The sequence below is a fragment of the Achromobacter pestifer genome, from assembly GCF_902859625.1.
GTDB lineage: Bacteria > Pseudomonadota > Gammaproteobacteria > Burkholderiales > Burkholderiaceae_B > Achromobacter > Achromobacter pestifer.
Genome location: NZ_CADIJX010000004.1, coordinates 579911 through 595668 on the forward strand (window position 1 = coordinate 579911; position 15758 = coordinate 595668).

The following is a 15758-nucleotide window of genomic DNA, read 5'->3' on the forward strand; positions in this document are numbered from 1 at the left end:
GAGTCGTATCACCTAGGGCCGTGGTTGACGGCCCATGCAACCTCGAGTCGGAGTGCTCATGCCTTACTCGTACACCGAAAAAAAGCGCATCCGCAAAAGCTTCGCCAAGCGTGAAGACGTTCAAAACGTTCCTTTCCTTTTGGCGACACAGCTTCAATCCTACCTAACTTTCCTGCAGGCGGATACCGCCCCGTCCGATCGCGTAGCCGACGGTTTGCAGGCGGCGTTCTCGTCGATTTTCCCGATCGTTAGTCACAACGGTATGGCGCGCTTGGAGTTCGTGAGCTACGTGCTCGGCGAACCGGTGTTCGATGTCAAGGAATGTCAGCAACGTGGTTTGACCTATGCCTCGCCCCTGCGAGCCAAGGTCCGCCTGGTGCTGCTTGACCGCGAAGTCAGCAAGCCGACCGTGAAAGAAGTGAAGGAACAAGAAGTCTACATGGGCGAAATTCCGCTCATGACGGGCACGGGTTCCTTCGTCATCAATGGCACCGAGCGTGTCATCGTGTCGCAGCTGCACCGTTCGCCTGGCGTGTTCTTTGAACACGACCGCGGCAAAACGCACAGCTCCGGCAAACTCTTGTTCTCGGCCCGCGTGATTCCTTACCGCGGTTCGTGGCTGGACTTTGAATTCGACCCGAAGGACGTCCTGTTCTTCCGCGTCGACCGTCGTCGCAAGATGCCTGTCACGATTCTGTGCAAGGCCATCGGCATGACGCCGGAATCCATCCTGGCCAACTTCTTCGACTTCGATAACTTCGAACTCAAGAGCGAAGGCGCGATGATGGAATTCGTGCCTGAGCGTTGGAAGGGCGAAATGGCCCGTTTCGACATCTCGGATCGCGATGGCAAGGTCCTCGTCGAAAAAGACAAGCGCATCAATGCCAAGCATTTGCGCGACCTGGCTGCCGGTGGCATCCAGCGTATCTCCGTGCCCGAAGACTTCTTGTACGGCCGCGTGCTGGCCAAGAACATCGTTGACGAAGATACGGGCGAAGTCATCGCCAACGCCAACGACGAAATCACGGAAAGCGTGCTGGGCGCGCTGCGCGCAGCCAACGTCTACGACATTCAGGCGCTCTACACGAACGACCTGGACCGTGGTCCGTACATCTCGCAAACGCTGCGTACCGATGAAACCGCCGACCAAATGGCCGCGCGTGTTGCCATCTACCGCATGATGCGTCCTGGCGAGCCGCCCACCGAAGAAGCGGTGGAAGCGCTGTTCCAGCGTCTGTTCTACAACGAAGAGACGTACGATCTGTCGCGTGTCGGCCGCATGAAGGTCAACAGCCGTCTGGGCCGTGGTGAAGACATCACCGGCCCGATGACGCTGACCAACGAAGACATCCTTGAAACCATCAAGGTGCTCGTTGAGCTGCGTAACGGCCGTGGCCAGATCGATGACATCGATCACTTGGGCAATCGTCGCGTGCGTTGTGTGGGCGAACTGGCCGAAAACCAGTTCCGCGCCGGCTTGGTGCGTGTCGAACGCGCCGTCAAGGAACGTCTGGGCCAGGCCGAGACGGAAAACCTGATGCCGCACGACCTGATCAACTCCAAGCCGATTTCGGCTGCCATCAAGGAGTTCTTCGGTTCGAGCCAGCTGTCGCAGTTCATGGACCAAACCAACCCGCTGTCGGAAATCACGCACAAGCGTCGCGTTTCCGCACTGGGACCTGGCGGTCTGACGCGCGAGCGCGCCGGCTTTGAAGTCCGTGACGTGCACCCGACCCACTATGGCCGTGTGTGCCCGATCGAAACGCCGGAAGGCCCGAACATCGGTCTGATCAACTCCATGGCGCTGTACGCTCGTTTGAACGAGTACGGCTTCCTGGAAACGCCTTATCGCAAGATTATCGACGGCAACGTCAGCGAACAAATCGACTACCTGTCGGCCATCGAAGAAAGCCACTACGTCATCGCGCAGGCTAACGCCGCGCTGGACGAGAACGGCGCCTTCGTTGACGATCTGGTCGCTTGCCGTGAAGCGGGCGAAACGATGCTGACCTCGCCGGCCAACGTGCACTACATGGACGTTGCCCCGTCGCAGATCGTGTCGGTCGCTGCCTCGCTGATTCCGTTCCTTGAGCACGATGACGCGAACCGCGCACTGATGGGCGCCAACATGCAACGTCAAGCCGTGCCTTGCCTGCGTCCGGAAAAGCCGGTCGTGGGTACGGGTATCGAGCGCACCGTGGCCGTTGACTCGGGCACGACCGTGCAAGCGCTGCGTGGCGGCCTGGTCGATCACGTTGACGCCGAGCGCGTCGTGATTCGCGTGAACGACGAAGAAAACGTCGCCGGTGAAGTCGGCGTCGATATCTACAACCTGATCAAGTACACCCGTTCCAACCAGAACACGAACATCAACCAGCGTCCCATCGTCAAGCGTGGCGACAAGGTCGCCAAGGGTGACGTGCTGGCTGACGGCGCATCGACCGATCTGGGCGAACTCGCCCTGGGTCAGAACATGCTGATCGCGTTCATGCCGTGGAACGGCTACAACTTCGAAGACTCGATCTTGATCTCCGAAAAGGTTGTGGCTGACGATCGCTACACCTCGGTTCACATCGAGGAACTGACGGTTGTTGCCCGCGACACGAAGCTGGGTCCGGAAGAAATCACCCGCGACATCAGCAACCTGGCTGAGACGCAGTTGAACCGTCTGGATGATTCGGGCATCACGTACATCGGCGCCGAAGTCAGCGCTGACGACGTGCTGGTCGGCAAGGTCACGCCGAAGGGCGAGACCCAGCTGACGCCGGAAGAAAAGCTGCTGCGCGCCATCTTCGGTGAAAAGGCGTCCGACGTTAAGGACACCTCGCTGCGCGTGCCTTCGGGCATGACCGGCACCGTGATCGACGTGCAAGTGTTCACCCGTGAAGGCATCGTGCGTGACAAGCGCGCCCAGTCCATCATTGATGATGAACTGCGCCGCTATCGCCAAGACCTGAACGACCAGCTGCGCATCGTTGAGAACGACCAGTTCGACCGTATCGAGAAGATGCTGGTGAACAAGGCCGTCAACGGTGGTCCGCGCAAGCTCGCCAAGGGCGCCACGATCACCAAGGCTTACCTGGCTGATCTGGACCGCTGGCAGTGGTTCGACATCCGTCTGGCCGATGAGCCGCACGCTGTCGTGCTGGAGCAAGCCAAGGAATCGCTGGAGCAGAAGCGTCACCAGTTCGATCTGGCGTTTGAAGAAAAGCGCAAGAAGCTGACGCAAGGCGACGAACTGCCCCCGGGCGTGCTGAAGATGATCAAGGTCTACCTGGCCGTGAAGCGTCGTCTGCAGCCTGGCGACAAGATGGCAGGTCGTCACGGCAACAAGGGTGTGGTCTCGCGCATCACTCCGGTGGAAGACATGCCGCACATGGCTGACGGCACGCCGGCCGACATCGTTCTGAACCCGCTGGGCGTGCCCTCGCGGATGAACGTGGGTCAGGTGCTGGAAGTTCACTTGGGCTGGGCTGCCAAGGGCGTGGGTCACCGCATTGCCGATCTGCTGCGCGATGAGCGCACTGCGCAGGTCAAGAACGTTCGTGCCTATCTGGACAAGGTCTACAACACGACCGGTTCCGGTGCCCGCATCGACGAGCTGACCGACGAAGAAGTCATGGAAATGGCCCAGAACCTCAAGAACGGCGTGCCGTTCGCGACGCCCGTCTTCGACGGCGCGACCGAAGAGGAAATCACCACGATGCTGGAACTGGCCTATCCGGACGACGTCGCCGAGCGCATGGCATTGACGCCTTCGCGTACGCAGGCATGGCTGTTTGACGGCCGCACGGGCGAGAAATTCGAGCGCCCCGTGACGGTCGGCTACATGCACTACCTGAAGCTGCACCACTTGGTCGACGACAAGATGCACGCGCGTTCCACCGGCCCGTACTCGCTGGTGACTCAGCAGCCGCTGGGTGGTAAGGCGCAGTTCGGCGGTCAGCGTTTCGGGGAAATGGAAGTGTGGGCGCTGGAAGCATACGGCGCCGCCTACACCCTGCAAGAAATGCTGACGGTGAAGTCGGACGACATCAATGGTCGTACCAAGGTTTACGAAAACATCGTCAAGGGCGACCACGTCATCGACGCCGGCATGCCGGAATCGTTCAACGTGCTGGTTAAGGAAATCCGCTCGTTGGCCCTGGACATGGATTTGGAGCGTAACTAATGAAAGCGCTACTCGACCTATTTAAGCAAGTCTCGCAAGACGAGCAATTCGATGCCATCAAGATCGGCATCGCCTCGCCCGAGAAGATCCGTTCGTGGTCTTACGGCGAAGTTCGCAAGCCCGAGACCATCAACTACCGCACGTTCAAGCCTGAGCGTGACGGTCTGTTCTGCTCCAAGATCTTTGGCCCGATCAAAGACTACGAGTGCTTGTGCGGCAAGTACAAGCGCCTGAAGCATCGTGGCGTGATCTGCGAGAAGTGCGGCGTTGAAGTCACCGTTGCCAAGGTTCGCCGTGAACGCATGGGCCACATCGAGCTGGCCAGCCCTGTTGCGCACATCTGGTTCCTGAAGAGCCTGCCGTCGCGTCTGGGCATGGTGCTGGACATGACCCTGCGGGACATCGAACGTGTTCTGTACTTTGAAGCCTGGTGCGTGATCGAACCTGGCATGACGCCGCTCAAGCGCGGTCAGATCATGTCGGATGACGATTTCCTCGCCAAGACCGAAGAGTACGGCGACGATTTCCGTGCCCTGATGGGCGCGGAAGCCGTGCGCGAACTGCTGCGTACCATCGACATCGACCGCGAAGTGGAAACGCTGCGCGGCGAGTTGAAGGCCACCAGCTCGGAAGCCAAGATCAAGAAGATTTCCAAGCGCCTGAAGGTGCTGGAAGGCTTCCAGAAGTCGGGCATCAAGGCCGAGTGGATGGTCATGGAAGTGCTGCCCGTGCTGCCGCCGGACCTGCGTCCGCTGGTGCCGCTGGACGGCGGCCGCTTCGCGACCTCCGACCTGAACGACCTGTACCGCCGCGTCATCAACCGCAACAACCGCTTGAAGCGCCTCCTGGAGCTCAAGGCGCCGGAAATCATCCTGCGCAACGAAAAGCGGATGCTGCAGGAAGCCGTTGACTCGTTGCTGGACAACGGTCGTCGCGGCAAGGCCATGACGGGCGCCAACAAGCGCCAGTTGAAGTCCTTGGCCGACATGATCAAGGGCAAGAGCGGTCGTTTCCGCCAGAACTTGCTGGGCAAGCGCGTCGACTACTCGGGCCGTTCGGTCATCGTGGTGGGTCCGCAGCTCAAGCTGCATCAGTGCGGCCTGCCCAAGCTGATGGCCCTGGAACTGTTCAAGCCGTTCATCTTCAATCGTCTGGAGATGATGGGCCTGGCCACGACCATCAAGGCTGCCAAGAAACTGGTGGAAAGCCAGGAACCGGTCGTCTGGGACATCCTGGAAGAAGTCATCCGCGAACACCCGGTCATGCTGAACCGTGCGCCTACGCTGCACCGTTTGGGCATCCAGGCGTTTGAACCGGTCCTGATCGAAGGCAAGGCCATCCAGCTGCACCCGCTGGTTTGCGCGGCGTTCAACGCCGACTTCGACGGTGACCAGATGGCTGTTCACGTGCCGCTGTCGCTGGAAGCCCAGCTGGAAGCGCGTACGCTGATGCTGGCGTCGAACAACGTGCTGTTCCCGGCCAACGGTGAACCGTCGATCGTGCCGTCCCAGGATATCGTGCTGGGTCTGTACTACACGACGCGCGAGCGCATCAACGGCCGCGGCGAAGGCATTTTCTTCACCGACGTCGCTGAAGTTCAGCGTGCCTACGACAACGGCGAAGTCGAACTGCAATCCCGCGTGACCGTGCGTCTGAAAGAGCACGAGCGCGACGAAGCAGGCGAATGGCAACCGGTTATCCGTCGTCACGAAACGACGGTTGGCCGCGCGCTGCTGTCCGAAATTCTGCCGAAGGGCCTGCCCTTCACGGTGCTGAACAAGGCACTGAAGAAGAAGGAAATCTCGCGCCTGATCAACCAGTCGTTCCGCCGCTGCGGCTTGCGCGACACGGTGATCTTCGCTGACAAGCTGATGCAGTCCGGCTTCAAGCTGGCCACGCGCGGCGGTATCTCGATCGCCATGGGCGACATGCTGATCCCGACCGCCAAGGAAGGCATCCTGGCCGAAGCCAGCCGCGAAGTGAAGGAAATCGACAAGCAGTACTCGTCGGGTCTGGTCACATCCCAAGAACGCTACAACAACGTGGTGGACATCTGGGGCAAGGCTGGCGACAAGGTCGGCAAGGCGATGATGGAACAACTGGCTACCGAGCCCGTGGTCAACCGCCACGGCGAGGAAGTGCGCCAGGAATCGTTCAACTCCATCTACATGATGGCTGACTCGGGCGCTCGCGGTTCGGCCGCCCAGATCCGCCAGCTGGCCGGTATGCGCGGCCTGATGGCCAAGCCGGACGGCTCGATTATCGAAACGCCCATTACCGCGAACTTCCGTGAAGGTCTGAACGTGCTTCAGTACTTCATCTCGACTCACGGCGCGCGTAAGGGTCTGGCTGATACGGCACTGAAGACCGCGAACTCGGGTTACCTGACCCGTCGTCTGGTCGACGTGACGCAAGATCTGGTCATCACCGAAGACGATTGCGGTACGTCGCTGGGCTACAACATGAAAGCCCTGGTCGAAGGCGGTGAAGTCATCGAACCGCTGCGCGATCGCATTCTGGGTCGTGTGGCTGCCGTGGACATCATCAATCCGGACACGCAGGAAACGGCAATTGTCGCCGGCACTCTGCTGGACGAAGACCTGGTCGACACCATCGACCGCATCGGCGTGGACGAAGTCAAGGTCCGCACTCCGCTGACGTGCGAAACACGTCATGGTCTGTGCGCACACTGCTACGGCCGCGATTTGGGTCGCGGTTCGCCGGTCAACCAGGGCGAAGCAGTCGGCGTTATCGCTGCTCAGTCCATCGGTGAACCGGGCACGCAGCTGACGATGCGTACGTTCCACATCGGTGGCGCGGCATCGCGTTCGGCCCTGGCCAGCGCGGTGGAAACCAAGTCCAGCGGTCTGGTCGGTTTTGCCAGCACGATGCGCTATGTCACGAACGCCAAGGGCGAACGTGTGGCGATCTCGCGCTCTGGCGAACTGGCGATCTTCGACGACAACGGCCGCGAACGCGAACGCCACAAGATCCCGTACGGCGCGACCGTGCTGGTGGGCGATGGCGAAGCCGTCAAGGCTGGCGCGCGTCTGGCGACGTGGGATCCGCTGACCCGTCCGATCGTGTCGGAATACGGTGGCGCCGTCCGCTTCGAGAACATCGAAGAAGGCGTGACCGTTGCCAAGCAGGTGGACGAAGTTACCGGCCTGTCGACGCTCGTCGTCATCACGCCGAAGACCCGTGGCGGCAAGATCGTCATGCGTCCGCAGATCAAGCTGGTCAACGAGCAAGGCGAAGACGTCAAGATCGCCGGCACCGATCACTCGGTGAACATCTCGTTCCCGGTGGGCGCGCTGATTACCGTGCGCGACGGCTTGCAGGTTGCCGTGGGTGAAGTTCTGGCGCGTATTCCGCAAGAATCGCAAAAGACCCGCGACATTACCGGCGGTCTGCCGCGTGTGGCCGAACTGTTTGAAGCCCGTTCGCCGAAGGATGCCGGCATGCTTGCCGACGTCACCGGTACGGTCTCGTTCGGTAAGGACACCAAGGGCAAGCAGCGTCTGGTCATCACCGACCTGGAAGGCGTGAGCCACGAGTTCCTGATTCCGAAGGAAAAGCAGGTTCTGGTGCACGACGGCCAAGTGGTGAACAAGGGCGAAATGATCGTGGACGGCCCGGCCGATCCCCACGACATCCTGCGTCTGCAAGGCATCGAGAAGCTGGCGACCTACATCGTCGACGAAGTGCAGGACGTGTACCGTCTGCAGGGCGTGAAGATCAACGACAAGCACATTGAAGTGATTGTTCGTCAGATGCTGCGTCGTGTGAACATCGTTGACGCGGGCGACACCGAGTTCATCCCGGGCGAGCAGGTCGAGCGTTCCGAGCTGTTGAACGCGAACGACCGCATGGCTGCCGAAGAGCGTCTCCCGGCGACCTACGACAACGTGTTGTTGGGTATCACGAAGGCCTCGCTGTCGACCGACTCGTTCATCTCGGCCGCTTCGTTCCAGGAAACCACTCGTGTCCTGACCGAAGCCGCCATCATGGGCAAGCGCGACGACCTGCGTGGCTTGAAGGAAAACGTCATCGTCGGCCGTCTCATCCCCGCCGGTACGGGCTTGGCTTACCACCACGCACGCCGCGACAAGGAAGAGCTGGAGGCGGCGGAACGCGAAGCCGCTCGCCAACAGGCCAACCCGTTCGAGGACTCGCCGGTCACGGTGGGCGCGGACGCGGAAGCTTCGGCCTCCGATGTGGGCACCGAGGATTCCGCCGAATAAGCGGAACCCACGACAACTCCCCGCGCCTGATGGGTGCGGGGGTTGAAAGTAGAAAGGCCGCTGATGCGAATCAGCGGCCTTTTTCTTTTGGCGGAACCAGGGTGGCTATTTGGTGGCTTGTGCCCGCGCGCGCTGGAAGACGGGGCCCCAGGACGGGTGTCCGGCTTCATTGGGGGCTAGTTCAAAAGTGGGATCCAGCGCCAGGATGCGGACGAAACTGTCTTCGCACAATTGGGTATAGCGGCTGACGCAATAGCTGAAGGCTTGCAGCTTGTAGGCTTCGATACGCACCGCCTTGGTTGATGTCGCCAAGGCGTCCGACGTGGCTACGCTGCGGATGACCTCACCGTAGCGGCCGGCGCCGTAGGTGTCGCGGACTTGTTGCAATTGCGCCAGCGCTTCGGGCGTGGCGGGGCTTTCAGGGGGCTGGGACGAGATTCCGGCGCAGCCCGCCAACATCAACGACGCGCCGAGCAAACTGCTCAGAAGGCGAATTTTCATAGCTTGAAAGAGGGATAAGAGGGGGGTGGGCGATACGCTATCGTGCCACAGCCTGATGCGCTCGGACATTTTCGGCAATGTCCTAGTGTTGCGGATTGGATAATATTCAGGCTATTCAACCTTTGCACTATTTTCGCGCATGAGCGCAATTCCGATAATGCCTGCTCCCACCGGCCTCCTGACGCCGCGTGGCCCCTTTTCCGGCGCCGCGCCGCTTGCCTTGCGCCCCTTGAGCGCGATTTCCGCCAGTACGGCGGGAGGCGTGCCGGAAACACGTATCAAGCGGCTCCTGTCCGATCTGCTGCCGTCCCTGATCGCCTTGCATGCGCAGGGTGAGATCTGCGGTGACATTTCGTTGGAAACCGTGGGGATGGACGAGGGCGCACGTGCCCATTTGTTGCCCGAACTGGTCGTCGCGCGTTCGCGGCGAGCCAGCCGGAGCCCCACGCCCGGTTTCGCGCCGTTCGAGCTTTATTCCGATTCGATGGAGTGGCCACGCGGCCCCTGGAGTGACGTCTACGCCCTATGCGCCGTGATGCATGCCTTGGTGACTGGCCATCGGCCTGTGCCCGCGCCCGAGCGCCGTGCCGCGGATACCTACGAACCCTTGGCGTCGCTGGGTTTGTCCAAGTACAGCCAGGACTTCCTGGGCGTCATTGATGCCGGCTTGGCCATGGCGCCGGCCGACAGGCCGCAGACGCTGGCCGAGTTGGCCGCCTTGCTGGGCGTGGCCGCGTACATCGAACCGGCACCTGCCGAATTGGACGCGGCACCGGCTTCTCCTGTGGTGCCGCCCGCGGCCTATGCGGCCAAGCCCCCAGGCCGGTACCGTCGATCTCTGATGGCCGTGCTCAGCGTCGTGGCGCTGATCGGCGTGAGCACGTACGCTTGGTTCCATTGGGGCATGGGCACGCCCAACGTTTTGATCACCAGTTCAGAGCTGGTCCAGCCCAATCCGCCGGTTGTGCATCCGGTGCCACAGGCCGTGGTGCCGCCTGTCGCTCAGGCGATGCCGCCCGTCGCGCTGGCCCCGTCGCTGCCCACCGCGCAATGGCAACCCGCCACGCCGGCTCAGCCACCCGTGGCGGCGACGGCGGAGTCGAATGATTCAACCGCTGCGGCGCCGCCTCCCGCGATGTCCACGGAGCCCCCGGCTCCCGCAGCGCAAGCACCGGAGGCCGCCACCGCGACCACCGATGAAGCGCCCAAACCCAAGCCCTTGGCTGTCCCCGTGACGGTGCGCCTGGATATCCGGCCTTGGGGCGAAGTCTGGATCAATGGCATTGCGCGCGGCATCAGTCCGCCCGTTAAGGAATTGCGGTTGATTCCCGGCAAGTACCAGGTGGTGCTGCGCAATGCGGACCTGCCGCCGTATCGGGGAACCCTGGAGATCAAGGCCGGCAAGGCCGCGGTGATCTCGCACGTCTTCCAGTAAGCGGCCGAGGGCGCCCGTCAGGAGGGTTGCGGTGCGTCCGGCGCGGCAGGCAGGCGCAAGGTGAATACTGACCCGACGCCCAGTTCGCTGCTGACTTCCACGGATCCGCCATGGCGTTCGGCTACCGTGCGTACGAACGCCAGGCCCAGGCCGGCGCCGCCGACATCGCCTCGGGTCTCGACGCCCACGCGCGAAAATGGCTCGAATAGCCGGACCAGATCTTCGTTCGCAATCCCTTGTCCCTGATCGCGGACGGCGACCTTCCAGAAGCCGGCGTCTTCGTCGATGCCGCATTCGATGCGCGTGTCGGCGGGGCTGTACTTGATGGCGTTGTCGATCAGGTTGCACAGGGCGCGCATCAACAGCGTCTGGTCGCCGCGCGTATAGGCGATCGGCAATGGCAGGCGCAAGCCCAGTGCAATGCCCCGTTTTTGCGCGGAAGCCCAGAATTCGTCGACGCCATCCTGTAGCAGACTGCCCAAGTCCAGTTCCACCGCGCTGATCGTCATCGATTCCGCGCGCGTCAGATGCACGAAGTCATCGACCAGATGCAGGGTTCGATTGGCCAGTGTGGCGATGCGTGCGAGGGTATCGCCTTGACCCTCGGGTGCGCCGGCTTCCTGCTTCATTTCCACCAGCGCCAGGATGGAGCTCTGTGGCGCGCGCATGTCGTGCGAAATGAAGCGCAGGGTTTCCTCGCGCTGGCGTTCGGCTTGGCGGATGCGCGAGATGTCGGTCAACGTGGCGACGGTGCCGGCGAAATTGCCTTCGGCGGTGTGGATGGGCGCGCATTTCAATATCAGGTCGCGTCCCGCGTAGTCGCGTACTTCCAGGTCGGCGCTCCAGGGCGACGTGGCGTCCGTCGGACGCTGGCCGCTTAGTGCATCGGCGACGCGCTGTCGCGTCGTTTCGTCGGAAATCGTTTTCTCAAGCAAGTGGGTGGCGGGATGCCCGACGCGAGGCGGCCGCATGCCCAGGCGCTGAAAGTACATGACGGCGGCTTGGTTGCGAAACTGCATATGGCCTTCTTGATCGAAGACCAGTGTGGCGTCCGGCATGCCGTCCAGGCCATCGGCCAGGAAGCGTCGCAGGTTGCGCACCCGCGCCAGCGCGCGCCGCAACTCACCCACCCGGCTTTCCAGCGACGCATTGGGGCCGGCCAGCTGGGCACGGGCTTCGTTCAGCACCGGGGGGTATTCGCGTTGCAGGCGGCGCAATTCGTTATCCATGTAGCGCAGCGCCGCTTCCTGGCTACGCCAGCTCCAGAGGGGATAGCAAAGCGCCACGCTCATCAATGCGGCGGCCGGTGCGAACCACAGATAGGCGTAGAACAACAACAACCATGACGCCAGGAGAATGCCCGCGAACAGGGCGATGCTGATCAGCAGGGCGCGCTTGGGCGATAGCCGCCACAACGCCAGGCAGGCCAACAGCACGGGCAGCGCGGAGAACAGTGCAATCCAGGCCGGGGCGGGTCGGCGGTAGGCAATGTCGTCGCGCGCGGCTTGCAGCAAGTTGGCAATGATCTCCACGCCCGACATGCCGCTGAGATCATGTGATACCGGCGTGGGGTAGGCGTCGCCCAAGCCGGTGGCCCAGGCGCCGACCAGCACGTATTTACCGCGTAGTTCGTCGGCGGGCAGGTCGCCGCGCAGGACCGACAGGTACGAGACGGTGCGCATGTGGGCAGTGGAACCGGCATAGGGGATCAGAATGTCGCCCTCCGGGCCCGCTTGCCGAATGAGTCGCTGCGCCTGATCGGATTGACCGCCGACCATCAGCATGGATAGGGCCAGATGGAGTCGACGTTCGCCCGCGAACGTGGTTGCCAGCGTGGCCTCGCGTACCACGCCGTCCGGATCGATGCGCGCGTTGATGAAACCGCTTGATGCGGCCGCCTGGGCCAGCACCGGGATGGGGCCGGCGATGGACGATGGGTTGTGCAGGTTGTCCAGCACAATGGGCAGGACGGTATGGCCGTTGCGCCGGATGCTGTCGGCAAGGAGCTGGTCGTCGTTGGGGTTGACCATGTCTCCTTCCGCGAAGATCACGTCCAGCCCAACGGCACGGGCGCCTTGCAGGCGGTCCAGCAGCGCGGCGTGGATCGCGCGTCGCCACGGCCAGCGCCCCAGCGTATCGATGCTGGCGTCATCGATGGCGACGATCAGGATGTCGGGGTCCGCGTTGCGGCCCGTCAGCGTGACGGCGCGGTCGTAGATAATCTGATCGACCCGGCCTAGGCCATTGAGCGAACCCAGCACGGCCGCCAGGGTTGCCAGCACCACCGTCAACCATAGCCCTGAGCGCGAGGTCCGGTCGAGGAGGTCGGCAGCGTCGGGCATGGGACAGTCTCTAGTACTCGGTCAGTATGATGGGCTCGCCCGTGCCGCTGCCCACGCCCAAGCCATAGGACGTCATGAGCTGGTTCGCGCCTTCAAACGTGGCCACGGCGTCCTGGCCGCTCAGGCCAAGATCGTCGATGGCGCGCACCGATACGTAGTAGGCGCCGGGGCCGGGCGCGGTGAAGCGAATGCTATTCGTGGGGAAGCTGACGGACGACACGGGCAGCGCGCCGTCGGCGTCGCGCGATACGCGCACCAGGTAGCTTTCCGCACCGGGCACGGGGGCGAAGGCGCTGGTCCAGGCTCCGCCGTCTGATCGCTCGGGAGCGCTCAATCCGGGGGCGGCCAACAGTTCGCGCACGCCGGATACGCTGCCATCGTGGCGGACGGCAGCGCCGTAACCGCGCGCCACCGACACCGGTTTGGCGGGAGCGGCGCCGGGCGCGTGCGGTTGCAGGCGAACGCTGCCTTCCAGCACTTCGCTTTGCACGCCGCCCGCGCCGCTTTGCACGCGGAACCGCGTGCCACGCACGCCGGTGACGGCGACGGGGGTGCGCACCTCAAAGCGGCCCACGCCTTGTCCGGAGGGCGCAACGGTCGATTCGACGCTGCCGCGCTGCACATGGATGACGGAGTCCGTCAGCGCCGTGCCTTCAAATTGGCGCAGGCGCGTCAGTTCGACCGAGCCGCCAGCGGGCAGGGTGAGCTTGGACCCATCGGCCAGTTCCAAGGTGACAAAGCCGTTGGGCGCGGTCTCCACGGTGCTGCCTTCGGCCAGGTCTTCGCCCGGCCGCAAGGATTTGCCGTTCATGTTGGCCTGGCCGCTGACGTGAAGCACGCGGGCCTGGGCGGGGCGTTCGGGGATCATGGCCAACGGGATGCGTAATTCCAGCCCGATAGGCAGCGTTTCCGGCGTGACCACCTTGTTCAGCGTCTGCAACTGTGCCCAGTTGGCCTGGTTGCGCGTGTACTGCGTGGCCAGGTTGATCAGCGTGTCGCCCTGACGGACGCGGTAGATGAAGTCGTCGCCCAGGGCGCCGGCGGGCTGGCTGTTCGCGGGGGCGGCGAGCCCGCAGGAAAGCAGGGCAAGCAAAGAAAGCGCGCAGGTGCGGCTCATAACGATCGGTTCTCCAGAAATGCGCGCAAGGCGTCTACGACGAACTGGCCTGGTTGTCGTCTGACGCGCCGATCAGTTCCAGTCGGTAACCCAGGGCATAAGACGAAGTAAGGCGCACGCCGTTTTCGGGGCGCAGCTGAAGCTTTTGCCGGATGTTCGACAAGTGCGTGTCCAGCGTGCGGGAGGTCGCGGGAATTTCCCGGTTCCACACGCATTCGGCCAGGACGTCGCGCGACATGAGGCGGCCCTGATTGCGAAAGAACAGCAGGGCCAGCTCGAATTCCTTTGGGGCCAAGGTCACCGCAGCGCCGCTTAACGAGATGACGCGCGCCGCGGGCTCGATGTGGTAGTTGGCGACGTGGAAGGACGTACTCGTGGGTTCGGAAATTTGGCTGCGGCGAAGCAACGCCGCCACTCGGGCCAGCAGTTCCAAGGGACGCAAAGGCTTGACGATGTAATCGTCCGCGCCAGCGCGCAAGCCCTCCACCAGATCGTCTTCGCTGGACCGGTTGGTCAGGAAGATGACGGGCACGCGCGGGCCGATGTTGGCGCGCAACCAGCGCACCACATCGTCGCCGTCGATATCGGGCAGATGCCAATCCAGCAGCACCAGGTCGAAGCTCTCTGTGCGCAGCGCGGCCAGCAGGTCACGGCTCTGGTGGTAACTAGTGCAGGTGTATCCCGCGGCGGTCAGCACTTGCTGGATGCGCCGGGCTTGATCAAGGTCGTCTTCCAGCGACGCGATTTTCATCAGACGTGTTCTCGCGAAGGTTTGCTACGCAAGCGCGCCCTGTGGCGCCCTACTGCATGAGAGATAAGCGAATTTGTGTAATCGAATGATAACTCGGGCAGCGGTAGGGCTGGCTACGTTATGGAAAGAAGTGTCAAACATTGCAAAATTAACGAATCTTGACTGGAGTTGTTGCGTAACAAGGCGCCACACTGTCTCAATCGCCCCACGTGTCGTCGTCACATTCGGCCACGTGGAGTGGTTTCGGGTTGGAGGTGGAAATAGCTATGAATCAATTGCGCATACTTATGATGTCGCCGGACGAAGGCGGCCGCAACGCTGCCGTGTCCGCATTGCTGCAGGCCGGAATCTCCGCGCGCGGGTGTTCGACATCGCTTGAGCTGTTCGGGTTGCTCAATAGCGGTATCTACGATGCCGTGGTCCTGGATGTTGGGACATTGGGTGAAATCGGGTATGCCCTGGTCGCACGGTTGCATGGGTCGTCGCCCATGGGGATCGTGGTCACTGGCCGCGGCATGTCCGTGGATAGCCGTTTGCGTTGCCTGCAAAGCGGCGCGGACGCTTGTCTGACGGATCCTCAGGATCCGCGCGAACTCGCCTGCATCCTGCTGGCGTTGGCTCGGCGCCTGCCTGCTGGCCAAGGCAATCCGGTATCCGACGATACCGTCACTGCTCAGTGGGAACTGCGGGACCAGGGCTGGACGCTGGTGGCTCCCTCGGGGGCGGCCATTTCGCTGTCGGCCAACGAGCGCCTGATCGTGCGTTCGCTGCTGGAAGTGGCGGGCAGGGCGGTGGGCCGTTCTGAACTGGGCGACGAACTTCGCGTGGAAGGGGGCGGCGTGCGTTCCAGCGGCTCGCGCAGCATCGATGTGATTGTCAGCCGCCTGCGCCGCAAGGCGGAATTGGCCGGCGTCATGCTGCCGATCCGCACGGTCTACGGCAGCGGTTACCTATTCGCGGACCAGTAGCGTCCTGGGGCGAGTACACTGCTTCCACGCAGTGGCAAAAACTCATGGTTTACCCGCATGATCCGGCGGTTTTCAGGCCGAATCATGCGGCTGCCAATCTGGCGGTCACCATGAATTTGTACGGGTACGTGGCCCCATTTTTCACGACCCACGGCTAAGTTACTGCCTTTTTGCCGTCTTTTCGCCGGCAATGCATCGCGTCGCGGCATTTACAAATTTCTTTGACAGT

The 15758-nt window shown here is 62.5% G+C and carries 8 protein-coding genes; 4 read left to right on the forward strand and 4 right to left on the reverse strand.

Annotated features, from left to right (window positions below):
- The first annotated feature begins 58 nt into the window (after positions 1-58).
- Together rpoB and rpoC are read left to right on the forward strand one after the other, a co-directional pair.
- The gene (gene rpoB, locus HV753_RS18480; protein ID WP_175176059.1) at positions 59-4171 is read left to right on the forward strand and encodes a DNA-directed RNA polymerase subunit beta; all 4113 of its coding nucleotides are present in this window, start codon (positions 59-61) and stop codon (positions 4169-4171) included.
- A complete protein-coding gene (gene rpoC, locus HV753_RS18485) occupies positions 4171-8415 on the forward strand; it encodes a DNA-directed RNA polymerase subunit beta' (RefSeq protein ID WP_175176060.1) in 4245 nt (1414 codons plus the stop codon). The genes rpoB and rpoC overlap by 1 nt, the downstream gene beginning before the upstream one ends.
- A 105-nt stretch (positions 8416-8520) precedes the next feature.
- Here the strand turns inward: rpoC and HV753_RS18490 are convergent, their stop codons facing one another.
- Positions 8521-8916: a TssQ family T6SS-associated lipoprotein gene (locus tag HV753_RS18490; protein WP_175176061.1), complete on the reverse strand. Its 396-nt coding sequence runs from the start codon at positions 8914-8916 to the stop codon at positions 8521-8523.
- A gap of 157 nt (positions 8917-9073) precedes the next feature.
- On the opposite strand from HV753_RS18490, the gene HV753_RS18495 reads away from it, so the two are divergent.
- Positions 9074-10351 (forward strand): serine/threonine-protein kinase, encoded by a 1278-nt coding sequence (locus HV753_RS18495; RefSeq protein WP_175176062.1) that lies wholly within the window; start codon positions 9074-9076, stop codon positions 10349-10351.
- Between the two features lie 17 nt (positions 10352-10368).
- Here HV753_RS18495 and HV753_RS18500 read toward each other — a convergent pair whose 3' ends face one another.
- From HV753_RS18500 to HV753_RS18510, 3 genes are read right to left on the reverse strand one after another with little or no spacing between them, the layout of a single operon-like run.
- A complete protein-coding gene (locus HV753_RS18500) occupies positions 10369-12693 on the reverse strand; it encodes a CHASE2 domain-containing protein (protein WP_175176063.1) in 2325 nt (774 codons plus the stop codon).
- Positions 12694-12703: 10 nt separating this feature from the next.
- Positions 12704-13810, reverse strand: coding sequence for a FecR domain-containing protein (locus HV753_RS18505; RefSeq protein WP_175176064.1), 1107 nt, complete (start codon positions 13808-13810; stop codon positions 12704-12706).
- Positions 13811-13844: 34 nt separating this feature from the next.
- Positions 13845-14561: a response regulator transcription factor gene (locus tag HV753_RS18510; protein WP_175176065.1), complete on the reverse strand. Its 717-nt coding sequence runs from the start codon at positions 14559-14561 to the stop codon at positions 13845-13847.
- Between the two features lie 266 nt (positions 14562-14827).
- On the opposite strand from HV753_RS18510, the gene HV753_RS18515 reads away from it, so the two are divergent.
- Positions 14828-15529, forward strand: coding sequence for a response regulator transcription factor (locus HV753_RS18515; RefSeq protein WP_175176066.1), 702 nt, complete (start codon positions 14828-14830; stop codon positions 15527-15529).
- The last annotated feature ends 229 nt before the right edge of the window (positions 15530-15758 follow it).